General features: G+C 73.2%; 13 protein-coding genes and 1 rRNA gene. 7 read left to right on the top strand and 7 right to left on the bottom strand.

Annotation, left to right across the window (positions count from 1 at the left end):
- Positions 1–41: 41 nt before the first annotated feature.
- Positions 42–2,066 carry a M3 family metallopeptidase gene (locus ACIGZJ_RS35170; RefSeq protein WP_396461092.1) on the bottom strand — a complete coding sequence of 675 codons (2,025 nt, stop codon included), beginning with the start codon at positions 2,064–2,066 and terminating at the stop codon, positions 42–44.
- 135 nt (positions 2,067–2,201) lie between these two features.
- Here ACIGZJ_RS35170 and ACIGZJ_RS35165 point away from each other — a divergent pair, with 135 nt between their 5' ends.
- The gene (locus ACIGZJ_RS35165; RefSeq protein ID WP_396461091.1) at positions 2,202–3,917 is read left to right on the top strand and encodes a bifunctional 3'-5' exonuclease/DNA polymerase; all 1,716 of its coding nucleotides are present in this window, start codon (positions 2,202–2,204) and stop codon (positions 3,915–3,917) included.
- 13 nt (positions 3,918–3,930) lie between these two features.
- On the opposite strand, the gene dhaM is transcribed toward ACIGZJ_RS35165, so the two are convergent.
- The gene (dhaM, locus tag ACIGZJ_RS35160; RefSeq protein WP_396461090.1) at positions 3,931–4,323 is read right to left on the bottom strand and encodes a dihydroxyacetone kinase phosphoryl donor subunit DhaM; all 393 of its coding nucleotides are present in this window, start codon (positions 4,321–4,323) and stop codon (positions 3,931–3,933) included.
- 138 nt (positions 4,324–4,461) lie between these two features.
- Here dhaM and dhaK point away from each other — a divergent pair, with 138 nt between their 5' ends.
- Both dhaK and dhaL read left to right on the top strand, forming a co-directional pair.
- A complete protein-coding gene (dhaK, locus tag ACIGZJ_RS35155) occupies positions 4,462–5,457 on the top strand; it encodes a dihydroxyacetone kinase subunit DhaK (protein ID WP_396461089.1) in 996 nt (331 codons plus the stop codon).
- Positions 5,458–5,479: 22 nt separating this feature from the next.
- Positions 5,480–6,139 (top strand): dihydroxyacetone kinase subunit DhaL, encoded by a 660-nt coding sequence (gene dhaL, locus ACIGZJ_RS35150; protein WP_396461088.1) that lies wholly within the window; start codon positions 5,480–5,482, stop codon positions 6,137–6,139.
- Here dhaL and ACIGZJ_RS35145 read toward each other — a convergent pair.
- Positions 6,096–7,292 carry a PP2C family protein-serine/threonine phosphatase gene (locus ACIGZJ_RS35145; RefSeq protein ID WP_396461087.1) on the bottom strand — a complete coding sequence of 399 codons (1,197 nt, stop codon included), beginning with the start codon at positions 7,290–7,292 and terminating at the stop codon, positions 6,096–6,098. The genes dhaL and ACIGZJ_RS35145 overlap by 44 nt on opposite strands.
- Before the next feature lie 297 nt (positions 7,293–7,589).
- Between ACIGZJ_RS35145 and ACIGZJ_RS35140 the strand changes: the two genes are divergently transcribed.
- The gene (locus ACIGZJ_RS35140) at positions 7,590–7,808 is read left to right on the top strand and encodes a heavy-metal-associated domain-containing protein (protein ID WP_396461086.1); all 219 of its coding nucleotides are present in this window, start codon (positions 7,590–7,592) and stop codon (positions 7,806–7,808) included.
- 79 nt (positions 7,809–7,887) lie between these two features.
- On the top strand, positions 7,888–10,206 hold the full coding sequence (locus ACIGZJ_RS35135; RefSeq protein WP_396461085.1) for a heavy metal translocating P-type ATPase: 2,319 nt from the start codon (positions 7,888–7,890) through the stop codon (positions 10,204–10,206).
- Positions 10,207–10,352: 146 nt separating this feature from the next.
- On the opposite strand, the gene ACIGZJ_RS35130 is transcribed toward ACIGZJ_RS35135, so the two are convergent.
- The 3 genes from ACIGZJ_RS35130 to ACIGZJ_RS35120 all read right to left on the bottom strand — a co-directional run bounded on the left by ACIGZJ_RS35130 (position 10,353) and on the right by ACIGZJ_RS35120 (position 15,344).
- The gene (locus ACIGZJ_RS35130; protein ID WP_392935569.1) at positions 10,353–11,072 is read right to left on the bottom strand and encodes an SDR family NAD(P)-dependent oxidoreductase; all 720 of its coding nucleotides are present in this window, start codon (positions 11,070–11,072) and stop codon (positions 10,353–10,355) included.
- A 520-nt stretch (positions 11,073–11,592) separates the two neighbouring features.
- Positions 11,593–12,882, bottom strand: a complete 1,290-nt coding sequence (locus tag ACIGZJ_RS35125; protein WP_387941896.1) for a citrate synthase — start codon at positions 12,880–12,882, stop codon at positions 11,593–11,595.
- 224 nt (positions 12,883–13,106) lie between these two features.
- Entirely contained in the window at positions 13,107–15,344 is a 2,238-nt protein-coding gene (locus ACIGZJ_RS35120; protein ID WP_396461084.1) for an ATP-dependent RecD-like DNA helicase, read from the bottom strand.
- Between the two features lie 155 nt (positions 15,345–15,499).
- Between ACIGZJ_RS35120 and ACIGZJ_RS35115 the strand changes: the two genes are divergently transcribed.
- Together ACIGZJ_RS35115 and ACIGZJ_RS35110 are read left to right on the top strand one after the other, a co-directional pair.
- Entirely contained in the window at positions 15,500–16,291 is a 792-nt protein-coding gene (locus ACIGZJ_RS35115; protein WP_396461083.1) for a VOC family protein, read from the top strand.
- Positions 16,292–16,435: 144 nt separating this feature from the next.
- On the top strand, positions 16,436–16,888 hold the full coding sequence (locus ACIGZJ_RS35110) for a GNAT family N-acetyltransferase (RefSeq protein WP_396461082.1): 453 nt from the start codon (positions 16,436–16,438) through the stop codon (positions 16,886–16,888).
- A 102-nt stretch (positions 16,889–16,990) separates the two neighbouring features.
- Here ACIGZJ_RS35110 and rrf read toward each other — a convergent pair.
- A 5S ribosomal RNA gene (rrf, locus tag ACIGZJ_RS35105) occupies positions 16,991–17,070 on the bottom strand; the annotation flags it as partial.

Below are 17,070 nucleotides of genomic sequence, written 5' to 3'. Positions count from 1 at the left end.
GGCCCGCCAGGCGGGCCCCGTCAACGGAACGGCCATCAGGGCTAAGCCAGCCCCCGGCGCGCCAGCAGCGGCTCGGTCCGCGGGTCGCGGCCGACCACCGCGCGGAACGAGTCCAGCGCGTCCCGGCTGTCGCCGCGCGACAGCAGCTCGGTCCGGAACACCTCGCCGCTCTCCCGCACCGTGCGCCCGTTGCCCTGGAACCAGTCCACCGTGTCGGCGTCCAGCACCTCCGACCAGATGTACGCGTAGTAGCCCGCGCTGTACCCGCCGGCGAAGATGTGCGCGAAGTACGCCGTCCGGTAGCGCGGCGGGATCGCCGCCACCGCCAGCCCGGCCTTCGCCAGTGCCGCCGCCTCGAACTCCTCGGCGTCCGCGATCTCCTGGCCCGCCGGCACGGTGTGCCAGGCCCAGTCCAGCAGCGCCGCCGCCAGGTACTCCACCGTCCGGAAGCCCTGCCCGAAGCCCTCGGCCGCCGCCATCCGCTCGACCTGCTCGGCCGGCAGCGGCTCGCCGGTCACGTGGTGCTTGGCGTAGTTGGCCAGCACGGCCGGCCAGACCATCCACATCTCGTTGACCTGCGAGGGGAACTCGACGAAGTCCCGCGGCACCTCGGTGCCCGCGAAGTACGGGTAGCGCACGTCGGAGAAGAGCCCGTGCAGCGCGTGCCCGAACTCGTGGAACAGCGTGCGCACCTCGTCCCAGGAGAGCAGCACCGGCTCGCCGGGCGCCGGGCGGGCGACGTTCAGGTTGTTCATCACCACCGGCCGCTTGCCCAGCAGCGTCGACTGGGTGACCAGCTCCTCCATCCAGGCGCCGCCGCGCTTGGACGCCCGGGCGTGGAAGTCCCCGAGGAACAGGCCCAGCGAACCGCCGTCCTCCTCGAACACCTCGAAGACCCGCACGTCCGGGTGGTACGCGGTGAGGTCCGGCCGCTCGGTGAAGGTCAGCCCGTAGACCAGGCCCGCCGCGTGGAAGACGCCGTCGTGCAGCACCCGCTCCAGCTCGAAGTACGGGCGCAGCGCGGCCGCGTCCACCTGGTAGGCGGCCTGCCGCACCTGCTCCGAGTAGTACGCCCAGTCGTGCGCGGCGATCTCCTCGACCCCGTCGGCGGCGGCCACCTTGGCCAGCTCCGCCGCCTCACGGGCCGCGTTGGCGACGGCCGGCGCCACCAGCCGCGGCAGCAGCGCGTCCACGGCCTCGACGCTGCCCGCGGTCTCGTCCGCCACCACGTACGCGGCGTGCGTCGCGTAGCCGAGCAGCTGTGCGCGCTCGGCGCGCAGCGCGGACATCCGGATCGCCAGCGGGCCGTTGGTCTCGATCGCGCGGCCGAGCGAGGCCTCCATCAGCCGCTCGCGCACCGAGCGGTCGGTGAGGAAGGCCAGCTCGCTCTGGTTGGAGAAGTTCTTCAGGCTCAGGACGTACGCGCCCTCGTGGCCGAGCGCCCGGCCGTTCTCCGCCGCGGCGGCGATCGCGTCCGGCGACAGCCCGTCGAGCTGCTCGGCGGAGTCCAGGACCAGTGCGCGGGCGTGGCCGTCGGCCGAGATGTTCTGCCGGAACGCGGTCGCGGCGGTGGCGAGTTCGGCGTTCAGCGAGCGCAGCCGCGCCTGCTCGGCGGCTCCGAGCCGGGCGCCGGCCCGGACGAAGCGGGTGTGTCGGCGCTCCAGCAGCCGCAGCGACTCGGCGTCCAGGCCCAGTTCGCCGCGCCGCTCGTACAGCTCCTCGATCCGGGCGAACAGCTCGGCGTCCAGGTGGATCGCGTCGGTGTGCGCGGCGATCTTCGGGCTCACCTCGGCGTCGACCAGGTCGATGCCCGGGGTCGTGTCGGAGGAGGCCTGGTTGAAGAAGACCGCGCCCACCCGGCGCAGCAACGCGCCGGAGCGCTCCAGCGCGATCAGCGTGTTGTCGAAGCTCGGCGCCTCGGGGTTGGCGGTGATCTCGGCGATCTCGGCCAGCTGCTCGGCCATCCCCCGCTCGAACGCGGGCAGGTAGTGCTCCTCCCGGATCTCGGCGAAGGGCGGCAGTTCATAGACCAGGGTGCTGGCCTTGAAGAACGGATTCTCGGTCATTTCGCCGACCCTACGCGCTGTCACCGGCGCTGCCTACGGCCCCCCGGCCGACCACGCCGAGCGGCTGCCGCGGGTTGTCGTACCCACCGGTTACCGTCGAGGTCGCACGCCCGTACGCCCGAGAGGAGGAGCCCGATGGCACCCCGGATCGCCCTCGTTCCCGACCCGCACGGCCCCGGCGGCCGGCTCCAGCCGCTCGACGAGGCGGGCGCACCGCTCGGCCCGCCCCTGCCCGCACCGGACCTGGCCTCCGCCGTCGCCGCCGCCGAGCAGCAGGGCGCGGTGCGCTGGGTCTGGGCGTCCGCCGACAGCGCGTACGCTCCGCTGCTGCCCCGGCTGCCGGAGCGGCTCGCCCGCTGCCACGACCTGCGGCTGGTCGAGGCGCTGCTGCTGGCCCACGAGGGCCGGTTCGGCGCCCCCCGCTCGCTGGGCGCTGCCTGGGCCCGGCTGAAGGGCCTGCCCGTCCCGGCCGATCTGCCCGAGCCCGGGTCCACCGAGTCCGGGGACGGCCAGGACACCCTGTTCGCCCCCGACCGCCTGCAACTCCCGCCCGGAGCGGACGCCCTGGCCGCCGTGGTGGCCGTGCACGCCGAGCAGCAGCGCCGACTGGCCGCGATCGCCGACCCGGGCGCCCGGGCCCGGTTCCGGCTGCTGGTCGCCGCCGAGTCGGCCGGCGCCCTGGTGGCCGCCGAGATGGCGGAGGACGGCCTGCCCTGGCGCACCGACATCCACGACCGGCTGCTCACCGAGCTGCTCGGCCCCCGGCCGACCCTCCCGGGCACCCAGCCGAGGCTGCTCGCCGAGCTCGCCGTCGAACTCCAGCAGTCCCTCGGCGGGCGCCCGTTCAACCCGGACTCGCACGCCCAGGTGCTGCGCGCGTTCGCCGACCGCGGCATCCAGCTGGGCTCCACCCGCTCCTGGGAGCTGAAGGCGGTGGACCACCCGGCCGCGCAGCTGATGATCCGCTACAAGGAGCTGTCCCGGATCCACGCCGCGCACGGCTGGGCCTGGCAGGACGCCTGGGCGCGCGGCGGCCGGTTCCGGCCCGAGTACGTGGTCGGCGGCGTGGTGTCCGGGCGCTGGGCCAGCCGGGGCGGCGGCGCGCTGCAGATCCCGCGCATCCTGCGCCGGGCGGTGGTCGCCGACCCGGGCTGGCTGCTGGTCGTCGCCGACGCCGCCCAGCTGGAGCCGCGGGTGCTGGCGGCCCTCTCCCAGGACGCCGGCCTGGCCCGCACCGCCGCCGGCGGCGACCTGTACGAGGCGCTGGCCGCCTCCGCCTTCCAGGGGGACCGCGACAAGGCCAAGCTCGGCCTGCTGGGCGCCATGTACGGGCAGACCAGCGGCGACATCGGACCGCTGCTGAACACCCTGCGCCGCCGCTACCCGGCCGCGATGGGCTACGTCGAGGCGGCGGCCCGCACGGGTGAGGACGGCGGTGTGGTGGTCTCCCGGCTGGGCCGGGCCTGCCCGCCGCCCTCCGCCGACTGGCTCGACCTCACCGAGGCACCGGAGAACGCCGGGGACGCGGGCGGCCGTTCGGCCCGCGCCCGGGGCCGCTTCACCCGCAACTTCGTCATCCAGGCCAGTGCGGCCGACTGGGCGCTGGCGCTGCTCGCCGCGCTGCGCCGGCGGCTGTCCGCGCTGCCGGCGCCCGGCCCGGCCGAGCGGCCGCACCTGGTGTTCTTCCAGCACGACGAGGTGGTGGTGCACACGCCGGCGAACCTCGCCGACGAGGTGGCCGCCGCCGTCGCCGAGGCGGCCGAGGAGGCCCGGCTGCTGGTGTTCGGGGACACCCCGGTGCGGTTCCCGCTGAGCACGGCGGTGGTCGACTGCTACGCCGACGCCAAGTAGCCGCCGGGGCCCGTCACACCTTGCGGAAGGTCCGCGCCTCCTCGGCCGCCGCGACCACCTCCGCCAGCGCCGCCCCGGCGGAGGCGGTGACGGCCGCCGCGACGGCGCCCTCCACGAACGGCGCGTCCACCAGCACCGCACCGGGGCGCGGCGCGTCCTCCAGCACGGTGACGGCGGTGAGCACCGAGCTGCCGAGGTCCGGCAGCACCACCACGCCCGCTCCGCCGTCCGCCTCCGCGACGGCCCGGGCGATCAGGTCGTAGCTGGTGCCGAGCCCGCCGTCCTCCGTCCCGGCCGCGACCACCACCCGCACCGCGTCCGAGGCGAGTTCCCGCAGCAGCTCGCGCAGTCCGGCGGCCAACTGCGCGCTGTGCGAGACCAGGACGATGCCCACGTAGTCGCTCATGCCGTCGACCCTACGACGCCTGCCCTACGCCTACCGGGTGATCCGGGAGACCCGCCCGGCGCGTGTCGCGACCCGTGCCCGCCACCCCCGTCTGGCGTAGCGTCGGGGCAGCACCGTCTGCCGAGGGAGCGAAGCGCTTTGAAGAAGCTGATCAACACCCCGGAGAGCGTCCTGGAGGACGCGCTGGCCGGAGTCGCCGCCGCCCACCCGGAGTTGGTGGTCGACGTGGCGAACCGGGTGATCACCCGCGCCGTCCGTCCGACGGCCGCCAAGGTCGCCCTGATCTCGGGCGGCGGGTCGGGCCACGAGCCGCTGCACGGCGGCTTCGTCGGCCCCGGCATGCTGGACGCGGCCTGCCCCGGCGAGGTCTTCACCTCGCCCGTCCCGGACCAGATGCTGGCCGCCGCCAAGGCCGTGGACAGCGGCGCCGGGGTGGTCTTCGTGGTGAAGAACTACACCGGCGACGTGATGAACTTCGAGCTGGCCGCCGAGCTCGCCGCCGAGGAGGGCATCGAGGTCCGCACGGTGCTGGTCGACGACGACGTCGCGGTCGAGGACTCCACCTGGACGGCGGGCCGCCGGGGCACCGGCGCCACCGTCATGGTGGAGAAGATCGCCGGCGCGCTGGCCGAGCGCGGCGCACCGCTGGCCGAGGTGGCCGAGGTGGGCGAGCAGGTCGACGCGGCCTCCCGCTCCTTCGCCGTCGCGCTGACCGCGGCGACCGTCCCGGCGGCCGGCAAGCCGGGCTTCGACCTGCCGGAGGACGAGATCGAGGTCGGCGTCGGCATCCACGGCGAGCCCGGCCGGCGCCGCGAGAAGCTCCGCCCGGCCCGGGAGCTGGCGGCCGAGGTGGTCGACACCGTGCTCGCGGACCACCACCTGGGCGCGGGCGACGAGGTGATCGCCCTGCTGAACGGCCTCGGCGGGACGCCGCTGCTGGAGCTGTACATCGTCTTCGGCGAGGTCGCCGCCCGGTTGTCCGGGCGCGGCATCACCGTCGCCCGCAGCCTGGTCGGCAACTACGTGACCAGCCTGGACATGGCGGGCTTCTCGCTCACCCTGACGAAGGCGGACGCCCGGCTGCTGGAGCTGTGGGACGCCCCCGTCGACACCCCCGCCCTCAAGCGGGCCTGAGCACCGGAGGAAGGGGAGCCCCATGGACTTCGACACCGCCCTGGCCGAGGCCTGGGTCCGCGCCGTCGCCGCCGCCGTCGAGCAGCGGCAGGGCGAGCTGACCGAGCTGGACTCGGCGATCGGCGACGGCGACCACGGCAGCAACCTCCAGCGCGGCTTCTCCGCCGTGCTGACCGCCCTGGACGGCCTGGAGCCGGTCGGCCCGGGTGCGCTGCTGACCAGGACCGGCAGCACGCTGATCTCCAAGGTCGGCGGTGCGTCCGGCCCGCTGTACGGCAAGGCCTTCCGCGCGCTGGGCGCCGCCCTGGACGGCCCGGCCGCCGATCCGGCCGCGCTCGGCGAGGCGCTGGCTGCGGGCCTGGCGGCGGTCCGCGCCCTCGGCAAGGCCGAGCCCGGCGACAAGACCATCGTGGACGCGTACACCCCGGCGCTGGCCGCCTACCGGCAGGCGGTGGAGGCCGGCGAAGACCTGCCGCGGGCCTGCGGCGCGGCCGCCGACGCGGCCGAGCAGGGCGCGCTGGACACCGTGCCGCTCCAGGCCCGCAAGGGCCGCGCCTCCTACCTGGGCCCGCGCAGCGTCGGCCACCAGGACCCGGGCGCGACCTCCACCGCCCTGCTCTTCCGCGCCCTCGCGGAGGTCACCGCGGGCCGGGCGCACCCTGGAGCCGGTCGGTCCGGGTGATCAGCAGCAGCAGCGCGTCGTCCCCCAGTTCCCCGCCGGCGTGCTCCAGCAGGTCGGCGTAGACCCGGCCGACCGCCGCCTCCAGCTCCGCCGAGGAGCGGGCCGCGTCCCGGACCAGCGGGCCGACCCGCTCCGCCAGCGGGTAGAACTCGCCGTTGCGCCGGTGCCGGGCCTCGATCACCCCGTCCGTGCAGAGCACCAGCACGTCCTGGTCGCCGAACGGCTGGCCCCAGGTGGTGGGCTCCCCCACGGCCAGCCGGCCCAGACCGAGCGGTACCCAGGGGTCGGGGGCGTGCAGCACGTGCACACCCCCGTCCGGCTCCACCCGGATCGGCGGCACGTGCCCGTACTGCAGCAGCTCCATCACCTCCGGGGTGCGGAACTCGGCGAACAGCGCGGTGGTGAACTCGCCGTCCGGCGCGTGCCGCTCGACGCTGGCCTCGACCCGCCCGGCCACCCCGCGCAGCCCGGCCTCGTCGTACGCGGCCTCCCGGAAGGCACCGAGCACCACGGCGGCGGTCTGCACCGCGCCGAGCCCCTTGCCCCGGACGTCACCGACCACCACCCGGGTGCCGTGCGGGGTCTCCAGCACCGAGTAGAGGTCCCCGCCGATGCGTGAGGCGTCGGCGGCGGAGACGTAGCGCACCGCCAGGTGCAGCGGCCCGACCACCGGTCCGGGCAGCCGCAGCAGTGCGCGCTGAGCGGCCTCGGCCACCGAGCTGACCGCCGCGAAGGCCGCCGCCCGCCGCATCCTGATCTTGGCCACCCAGGCGGAGAACACCGTCAGCAGCAGGTAGCTGAGCATCGCGCCGTAGAGGAAGCGCTCGTCGTTGACGGTGTCGACCTGGTCGAAGTGGCTGAGCCCGAACACCGCGAAGAGGCCGAACGAGCAGACCAGCAGCAGTTCGAGCGGCTTGAGGGTGAGCGCGGCGATGGTCGGGACGACGATCATCAGCGGCGCCAGGTAGCGGTCCTTGCCGGAGATCAGGTCGGCGAGCGCCACCGCCATGATGGAGATCCCCGCGGGTGCGGCCCGCCGCCAGAACGGCACGTCCTGGAGGTCGGCGGCCAGCAGGGCGCCGCGCCGCTTGCCCTCGGGCAGCCCGGAGTACGGCGGGGCCGCAGGCGACTGGGGTCCGCGGTTCGGTGACACATATCGAACATAACGGACGCCCGCGAACCCCACCCGCCCATCTCCGAGCCCAGGACAGGGCCTAGCCAAACCCGCACCCCGGCCGCGGACCCGCTGCGCCCGAATCCGCCCGCCCCGCGCGGCGCGGATTCGGGCGCAGCGTGTTCAGGCGCATACGCTCTGCACTCGGATCGCATCCCGATGCGATCCACGCCACACCACCCACTACCCTCAGGAATACCCCTTGGGGGTATGGTGTTGTCAGAATCAGAGCCCGGGCGCGAAAGGCCCGCGGCCGCAGACCTCCCGGAGGCCCCGATGTCCAGCACCATCACCTACACCGTGACCGGCATGAGCTGCGGCCATTGCGAGAACTCGGTCAGCAAGGAGCTCTCCTCCCTGACCGGCGTGACCGAGGTGGCCGCCGACGCCAAGGCCGGCACCGTCCGGGTCTCCTCCGCCGCCCCGCTGGACGACGAGCTGATCCGCGCCGCCGTCGACGAGGCCGGCTTCGAGCTGGTCGGCCGGTCCGCCTGATCCCGCTGCCGTACCGCGGGGGCCGAACCGGACGGACCCGGCGCCCCCGCCGTACGCTCTCATCAAGGAGCTGATCAGCATGAGCACCTCCACACCGGGCGCCACCGCCCCGGGTGCGGCCGCCGGCATAGGCGGCCAGAGCCCCGAGGGCGCCCAGGCGGCCGTGCGGGACCGCGTCGAACTGTCGATCGGCGGGATGACCTGCGCCTCGTGCGCGGCCCGGATCGAGAAGAAGCTCAACCGGATGGACGGCGTCGAGGCCACCGTCAACTTCGCCACCGAGAAGGCCCGGGTCGACTTCGGGTCCGGGGTGAGCGTCGCCGACCTCATCGCCACCGTCGAGAACACCGGGTACACCGCCGAGCTGCCCCCGCCGCCGGCCGCCGCCCCCTCCGCCGAGGCCTCCGAGCCCGCCGAGCCGGCCGCCGACCCGCTGCTCGACCGGCTGCTGATCTCCGCCGTCCTCAGCGTCCCGGTGGTCATGCTGTCGATGATCCCCTCACTGCAGTTCAACAACTGGCAGTGGCTGGCCTTCGCCCTCACCGGCCCGGTCGTCGTCTACGGCGGGCTGCCCTTCCACCGGGCCGCCTGGACCAACCTCAAGCACGGCGCCGCGACCATGGACACCCTGGTCTCGCTGGGCACCCTGGCCGCCTTCGGCTGGTCCTTCTGGGCGCTGTTCTGGGGCCATGCGGGTATGCCGGGGATGCGGCACGAGTTCTCCCTCGCGATCGGCGACAGCGACGCCTCCTCGACCCTCTACCTGGAGACCGCCGCCGCCGTCACCGTCCTGATCCTGCTCGGCCGCTACCTGGAGGCCCGCTCCAAGCGCCGGGCCGGCGCCGCCCTGCACGCCCTGCTCGACCTCGGCGCCAAGGACGTGGCCGTCCTCCAGCAGGGCCGCGAGATCCGGATCCCGGTATCCCAGCTGGCCGTCGGCACCCGCTTCGTGGTCCGCCCGGGCGAGAAGATCGCCACCGACGGCGTGGTCGTCGAGGGCGCCTCCGCGGTGGACGCCTCCATGCTGACCGGCGAGTCCGTGCCCGTGGAGGTCGCGGTCGGCGACCCCGTCACCGGCGCCACCGTCAACGCCGGCGGCCGCCTGGTGGTCGAGGCCACCCGGATCGGCGCCGACACCCAGCTGGCCCGGATGGCCCGGATGGTCGAGGAGGCCCAGAACGGCAAGGCCGCCGCCCAGCGGCTCGCCGACCGGATCTCCGCCGTCTTCGTCCCGGTCGTCATCCTGATCGCGCTGGGCACCCTGGTCGGCTGGCTGCTGGTCTCCAGCAGCCCGACCGAGGCGTTCACCGCCGCCGTCGCCGTCCTGATCATCGCCTGCCCGTGCGCCCTCGGCCTGGCCACCCCGACCGCGCTGATGGTCGGCACCGGGCGCGGCGCCCAGCTGGGCATCCTGATCAAGGGCCCCGAGGTGCTGGAGACCACCCGCAAGGTGGACACCATCGTCCTCGACAAGACCGGCACCGTCACCACCGGCCGGATGGCGCTCGCCGCCGTCCACACCGCCGAGGGCGTCACCGAGACCGAGGCCCTGCGGCTGGCCGGCGCCCTGGAGCACGCCTCCGAGCACCCGATCGCCGCCGCGATCGCCGCGGCCGCCGCCGAGCGGACGGGTGAACTGCCCGCCGTCGAGGGCTTCGAGAACATCCCCGGCCTCGGCGTGCAGGGCGTCGTCGAGGGCCACGCCGTGGTCGCCGGGCGCGAGGCGCTGCTGGCCGACTGGTCCCAGCGGCTGCCCGAGCCGCTGAAGGCCGCCAAGGCCGCCGCCGAGGCCGCCGGGCGCACCGCCGTCGCGGTCGGCTGGGACGGCAGGGCGCGGGCCGTCCTGGAGGTCGCCGACGCGGTCAAGCCGACCAGCGCCGAGGCGATCGCCGCACTGCGGGCGCTGGGGCTGCGGCCGGTCCTGCTGACCGGCGACAACCGGCTCGTCGCCGAGGCCGTCGCGGCCGAGGTCGGCATCGCCGCGCAGGACGTGATCGCCGAGGTGCTGCCGGAGGAGAAGGTCGAGACCGTCAAGCGGCTGCAGGCCGAGGGCCGGTCGGTCGCGATGGTCGGCGACGGGGTCAACGACGCCGCCGCCCTCGCCCAGGCCGATCTGGGCCTCGCCATGGGCACCGGGACGGACGCCGCCATCGAGGCCGGCGACCTCACCCTGGTCCGCGGCGACCTCCGCTCGGCCGCCGACGCGATCCGGCTCTCCCGGCGCACCCTGGCCACCATCAGGGGCAACCTGTTCTGGGCCTTCGGCTACAACGTCGCGGCGATCCCGCTCGCCGCGGCCGGGCTGCTCAACCCGATGATCGCCGGTGCCACGATGGCCTTCTCCTCGGTCTTCGTGGTCACCAACAGCCTCCGGCTGCGGCGCTTCCAGGCCGCCTGAAGCGCCCGAGCCCACCTGCGCCCGCCTGTGCCCGCCTGTGCCGAGGGGCCCGTACCGCGCCACGCGGTACGGGCCCCTCGGCTTTGCCTGACCCGAGCCAACCCGAGCCGACCCGACCCGGCTCAGGCGCCGGCTCAGGCGCCGGCTCAGCGGCCGAGCAGCTCGCCGCCGTTACAGTGCAGGATCTCGCCGGTGATGAACCCGGCCTCGGCGGAGGCCAGGAAGTAGACCGCCGCCGCGACCTCGCCGGTCTCGCCGACCCGCCCCAGCAGCGTCCGCGCCGCCCGGCGGGAGACCTCGGCCTCGTCCAGCCGCGGCCCGAAGAACTCGGTGCCCGCCACCGTCCCCGGGGCGACGATGTTGGCGGTGATGCCCGAGGTGCCGAGCTGGGCCGCCAGGAAGTGGTTCCAGGCGTGCAGCGAGGCCTTGGCCGCCCCGAAGGAGCCGGCGCCGCGCAGCGCGGCGATCGAGCTGATGGTGACCACCCGGCCGGAGCCGGGGGTGAGCCGGTCGCGGATGGACTCGGTGAGCAGCACCACGGTCAGCACGTTGCGCTCGAAGTCGCCCCGCCAGCGGGCCAGCAGGGCGTGCGGCCCGGCGCCGATCACCGTCTCCCGGCTGCCGGCGTTGTTCACCAGCACGTCGATCCGCTCGGGCAGTTCGGCGAGCGCCGCCTCGACCGCGTCCGGGTCGGCGAGGTCGCAGACCAGCGTGGTGACGTTCGACCCCAGGTCGGCGGCGGCCTTCTCGAGCACCGCCCGCCGGCGGCCGACGATCACGACCCGTTCGCCCGCCTCGGCGAACCGCCGCGCCACCTCGTACCCGATTCCCGTGCCACCGCCGGTGACAACGACGTTCCTGGTCATCTGCGCACTCCCTCCCCAGTTCCGCCGCCACGCTGCGAGGGTGCGGGACGGTCCGTACCGGAATGCCACGATTCCTATCACGCTCGGTTGCCGTGACTGCGGGGAGGGTGACGTAACCCGCGGTGGATGATGTGGTATGGGCGCGATACCAGACGGACACGGAGCGTGGCGAGAGGCAGCTCACACCCCCCGGGCGTAACTTCTCACACCCTGATACGTCTTAGGTTGGTAGTGCGGCAGTTTTTATCGGTGGGCGGCGGCGTGGCGAACGGCTTCACGCCACCGCGGGACACCACTGCCGCCGACGGGGCTCCGGCGGGCCCCGGGTCGGCCGCCTGCACTCGGCGGCCTTCGCGCACGGCGCCGGGGTGTGGCGGGCCAGGGACGCTTTGAGCGGCCGTCCCGGGCTGCACCGCCCCGGAGTCGTGCGCCGTACGTTTCCGCTCCGCCCCGCCACCCGCGCGGGCGGACGCACAAGGGCCCGGCCGCACAGTGCGGCCGGGCCCTCTCAGCGCAGGTGTCAGCGGTCGCCGAGGGCGACGTAGTCACGGATCGCGGTGCCCGTGTAGATCTGCCGCGGACGGCCGATCCGGCTGGTCGGGTCGTTGATCATCTCGTGCCAGTGGGCGATCCAGCCCGGCAGCCGGCCGAGGGCGAACAGCACGGTGAACATGCTGGTCGGGAAGCCCATGGCGCGGTAGATCAGGCCGGTGTAGAAGTCCACGTTCGGGTACAGCTTGCGCGAGATGAAGAAGTCGTCGTTGAGCGCGTGCTCCTCCAGCTTCAGCGCGATGTCGAGCAGCTCGTCGGACTTGCCGAGCTGGCCGAGCACCTCGTGCGCCAGGAGCTTGACCTGCGCGGCGCGCGGGTCGAACGCCTTGTACACGCGGTGGCCGAAGCCCATCAGCTTGACGCCGTCCTCGCGGTTCTTCACCTTGCGAATGAACGAGTCGACGTCGCCGCCGTCCTGCTGGATGCTCTCCAGCATCTCCAGCACGGCCTGGTTGGCGCCACCGTGCAGCGGGCCCCAGAGCGCCGAGATGCCGGCCGAGATGGAGGCGAACTGGTTGGCGTGGCTGGAGCCCACCAGGCGGACCGTGGAGGTCGAGCAGTTCTGCTCGTGGTCCGCGTGCAGGATCAGCAGCTTGTCCAGCGCGTTGACGATGACCGGGTTGATCTCGTAGTCCTGAGCCGGGACCGCGAAGGTCATCCGGAGGAAGTTCTCCACGTAGCTCAGGTCGTTGCGCGGGTAGACGAACGGCTGGCCGACCGACTTCTTGTACGCGTAGGCCGCGATCGTCGGCAGCTTCGCCAGCAGGCGCACCGTCGACAGGTGGCGCTGGGCGGCGTCGAACGGGTTGTGGCTGTCCTGGTAGAAGGTGGACAGCGCACCGACCACCGAGGACAGCATCGCCATCGGGTGGGCATCGCGCGGGAAGCCCTGGTAGAAGCGCTTGACGTCCTCGTGCAGCAGGGTGTGCTGGGTGATCTCGGTGTTGAACTCCGCCAGCTGGTCGGCCGTCGGCAGCTCACCGTTGATCAGGAGGTACGCGGTCTCGATGAAGCTGGCCTGCTCGGCGAGCTGCTCGATCGGGTAGCCGCGGTACCGCAGGATGCCGTTGTCGCCGTCCACGAAGGTGATCGCGGACTTGTACGCGGCGGTGTTACCGAAGCCGTTGTCCAGGGTGACCAGGCCGGTCTGCGGGAGCAGCTTCGAGATGTCGAAGCCGGCGTTGCCCGCAGTGCTCTCGACGACGGGGTACTCGTACTCGCCGTCCTGGTACCGCAGTACTACCGAGTTGTCGCTCACGTCTTCCTCACCGACGAAATGAATCCTCTTCCAAGGTGCCCTGACTGTCTCTACCATCCCCCATCTGGAGGACAGACGCGCACCCGGGGTGGCCCGAAAGGAGCCGCCCCTACAAAACCTGCCGCCGCAGCCGGTACGAACCGGACAAGATCGGCACCACACTAGGCTCTGCCGTAAATCTCTTCACGTCAAGAGAACACTAGAGGCAACCATCCGTTGGAGAATCATCCAGCAGCCAGCCGATGGTCCAGCGCAGCATGCCTCCGACCTGCACTGACAGCCCGAACGGCCTGAGCGATCGCCTTGCGTGACCCCACCAGCACAACGAGTTTCCGCGCCCTGGTCACAGCGGTGTAAAGCAGGTTCCGCTGGAGCATCGTCCATGCGGACGTGGTGACCGGAATCACCACCACGGGGTACTCGCTGCCCTGCGAGCGATGGATCGTCACCGCGTACGCGTGCGCCAGCTCGTCCAGCTCGTCGAAGTCGTACGGCACCTCCTCGTCCTCGTCGGTGAGCACCGTCAGGCGCTGGTCGTCCACGCTGAGCGACGTCACCACTCCCACGGTGCCGTTGAAGACGCCGTTCCGCCCCTTGTCGTAGTTGTTCCTGATCTGCGTGACCTTGTCCCCCACCCGGAAGGTGCGGCCGCCGAACCGGCGCTCCGCCAGCCCCTCCCGGGCCGGCGTCACCGCCGCCTGCAGCAGCGTGTTCAGGTTGCCCGCCCCCGCCGGCCCCCGGTGCATCGGCGCCAGCACCTGCACCTCCCGCCGCGCGTCGAAGCCGAACCGCTGCGGGATCCGCCGCGCCACCACGTCCACCGTCAGCCCGGCCGCCCGCTCGGCGTCGTCCTCCACGAACAGGAAGAAGTCCGTCAGGCCCTCGGTCAGCGGCGGCAGCCCCTCGTTGATCCGGTGCGCGTTGGTCACCACCCCGGACTGCTGCGCCTGCCGGAAGATCCTGGTCAACCGGACCGACGGGATCGGGCCGTCCTGCGCCAGCAGGTCCCGCAGCACCTCGCCGGCGCCGACCGACGGCAGCTGGTCCACATCCCCCACGAACAGCAGGTGCGCGCCCGGCGCCACCGCCTTGACCAGCTTGTTCGCCAGGATCAGATCCAGCATCGAGGCCTCGTCCACCACCACCAGGTCGGCGTCCAGCGGACGGTCCCGGTCGTAGGCCGCGTCACCGCCGGGCCGCAGCTCCAGCAGCCGGTGCACCGTCGACGCCTCCACCCCGGTCAGCTCCGAGAGCCGCTTCGCCGCCCGGCCGGTCGGCGCCGCCAGCACCACCTTCGCCCGCTTCGCCAGCGCCAGCGTCACGATCGACTTCACCGTGAACGACTTGCCACAGCCCGGACCGCCCGTCAGCACCGCGACCTTCTCGGTCAGCGCCAACCGCACCGACTGCTCCTGCTCCGGCGCCAGATCCGCTCCCGTCCGCTTGGCCAGCCAGCCCAGCGCCGCCGGCCAGTCCACGTCCGCGAACCACGGCATCCGGTCCGAGTCCGCCCGCAGCAGCCGCAGCAGCTGGTTGGCGAGCGAGATCTCCGCCCGGTGGAACGGCACCAGGTACACCGCGGTGATCGACTCGCCGCCGTCCCCCGGCACCGACTCCCGCACCACCCCCTCCGCCGCCACCAGCTCCGCCAGGGAGTCGATCACCAGCCCGACGTCCACCTGGAGCAGCTTCACCCCGTCCGCGATCAGCCGCTCCTCCGGCAGGTAGCAGTGCCCCTGATCGGTGCTCTGCGACAGCGCGTACTGCAGCCCCGCCTTCACCCGCTCCGGACTGTCGTGCGGGATGCCCACCGCCTGCGCGATCCGGTCGGCCGTCAGGAACCCGATGCCCCACACGTCCGAGGCGAGCCGGTACGGCTCGTTCTTCACCACCCCGATCGAGCCGTCCCCGTACTGCTTGAAGATCCGCACCGCCAGGGAGGTCGACACCCCGACCCCCTGCAGGAAGACCATCACCTCCTTGATGGACTTCTGCTCCTCCCAGGCCGCCGCGATCTTCTTCGTCCGCTTCGGCCCCAGGCCGGGCACCTCGATCAGCCGGCCCGGCTCGGTCTCGATCACCTCCAGGGTGTCCACCCCGAACCGCTCCACGATCCGCTCGGCGAACCGCGGCCCGATCCCCTTGATCAACCCCGAGCCGAGGTAGCGCTGGATGCCCTGGACGGTGGCCGGCAGCACCGTCGTGTAGTTCTCCACCACGAACTGCTTGCCGTACTGCGGGTGCGAGCCCCACCGCCCGTGCAGCCGCAGCGACTCCCCCGGCTGCGCCCCCAGCAGCGCGCCCACCACCGTCAGCAGGTCGTTCCCGCCACGCCCGGTGTCCACCCGGGCCACGGTGTAGCCCGTCTCCTCGTTGGCGTACGTGATCCGCTCCAGCACGCCCTCCACCTGGGCGAGCTGGCGCGGCGGGCTCGCCTGGCCGTCCTGTGTCTGCCTGGCCACCGGGGCCCCCTCTACCGGTACGGGTGCACCATCCGCTACGCACCGTACCGCCCGGGTGCGACAAACCCTCCTCCGGTGCCACCCTGGGGAGTGGCAGAGGGGGGCACCGCCTGCGCCCGTGCCACCGGCGGGCCCGCCCGAGGAGCAGCGCCGACATGCTCACCACCGCCTTCGTCCCCGGCTCCCCCAACTGGCTCGACCTCGGCAGCCCGGACATCCGGGCCTCCGCCGACTTCTACACCGGCCTGTTCGGCTGGACCTTCGTCTCCGCCGGCCCCGAGGCGGGCGGCTACGGCTTCCTCCGGCAGGAGGGCCGGACGGTCGCGGCGCTCGGCCCGCCCACCGAGGAGGGCGCCCCGCCCGCCTGGACGGTCTACTTCTGCACCGTCGACGCCGACCGCACCACCGAGCTCGTCGAGCAGGCCGGCGGCCGGGTCCGGTTCCGCCCGTTCGACGTCCTCGGCGCCGGCCGGATGGGCGGCTACACCGACCCCACCGGGGCCGGGTTCGCCGTCTGGCAGCCGCACGACACCGTCGGCCTGGACGCCGTCACGGAGCAGGGCACGTTCTGCTGGGCCGAGTGCTACAGCGTCGACGCCGAGGCCGCGAAGGCGTTCTACCGGTCGGTCTTCGGCTGGCAGGAGCAGGACGTCCCGATCGACGGCCTCATGTACACCGTGCTCACCCCGGCCGGCGGCGGCACCGCCGACGCCCTGGGCGGCATCATGCAGCTCGGCCCCGAGCAGACCGCCGCCGGCACCGGCTCGCACTGGCTCCCCTACTTCGAGGTGTCCGACGTCGACGCGAGCCTCGCCACCGCCGAACGGCTCGGCGCCACCGCCCGGATCGCGGCGATGGACGTCCACGGCGTCGGCCGCCTCGCCCAGCTGATCGACCCGCACGGCGCGGTCTTCGCCGTCATCACCAGCGCGACACCGGGTGGGTGACGCCGGATCACCCCACCAGAGGGGCGGGGACGGCCGCTGGACGGCCGCCCCCGCCTCTTCCGGGGCAGATGGGTCAGATGGGGAAGGGGAGGGTGGCCGGAGGGCTGTATCGGGGCCCTGCGGGCCGCGGCTTACGCTGTGATCATGAACGACCTGACGATCCGCCGCGCCACCTCCGACGACCTGCCCGCGATAGTGGCCATGCTCGCCGACGACCCGCTGGGCGCCACCCGCGAGAGCCCCGACGACCTCACCCCGTACCTGACCGCCTTCGCCGCCATCGACAGCGACCCGCACCAGAACCTGGTCGTCGCCGAGCGCGCCGGCCGGACCATCGGCACCCTCCAGCTGACCGTCGTCCCCGGCCTCTCCCGGAAGGGCTCGACCCGGACCATCATCGAGGGCGTCCGGATCCACGCCGACGAACGCGGTACGGGCCTCGGCAGCGAGCTGATCACCTGGGCGATCGACCGCTCCCGCGAACTCGGCGCCGACCTCGTCCAGCTCACCTCCGACGCGACCCGCACCGACGCCCACCGCTTCTACGAGCGCCTCGGTTTCGTCCAGTCCCACTTCGGATTCAAGCTCGCGCTGTAAACCCGTTAAACCGCTACCGGTGAACCCGGTAAATCCGGTAAATCCGGGGACAACGCAAAGAAGCCCTGACCGGTGACCGGTCAGGGCTTCTTTGGAATGATTGTTCGGCGGCGTCCTACTCTCCCACAGGGTCCCCCCTGCAGTACCATCGGCGCTGTGAGGCTTAGCTTCCGGGTTCGGAA

The organism is Kitasatospora sp. NPDC052868, from assembly GCF_044547105.1.
In the GTDB taxonomy this organism is placed as follows: domain Bacteria; phylum Actinomycetota; class Actinomycetes; order Streptomycetales; family Streptomycetaceae; genus Kitasatospora.
This window is presented reverse-complemented; position numbering and strand designations above follow the sequence as displayed.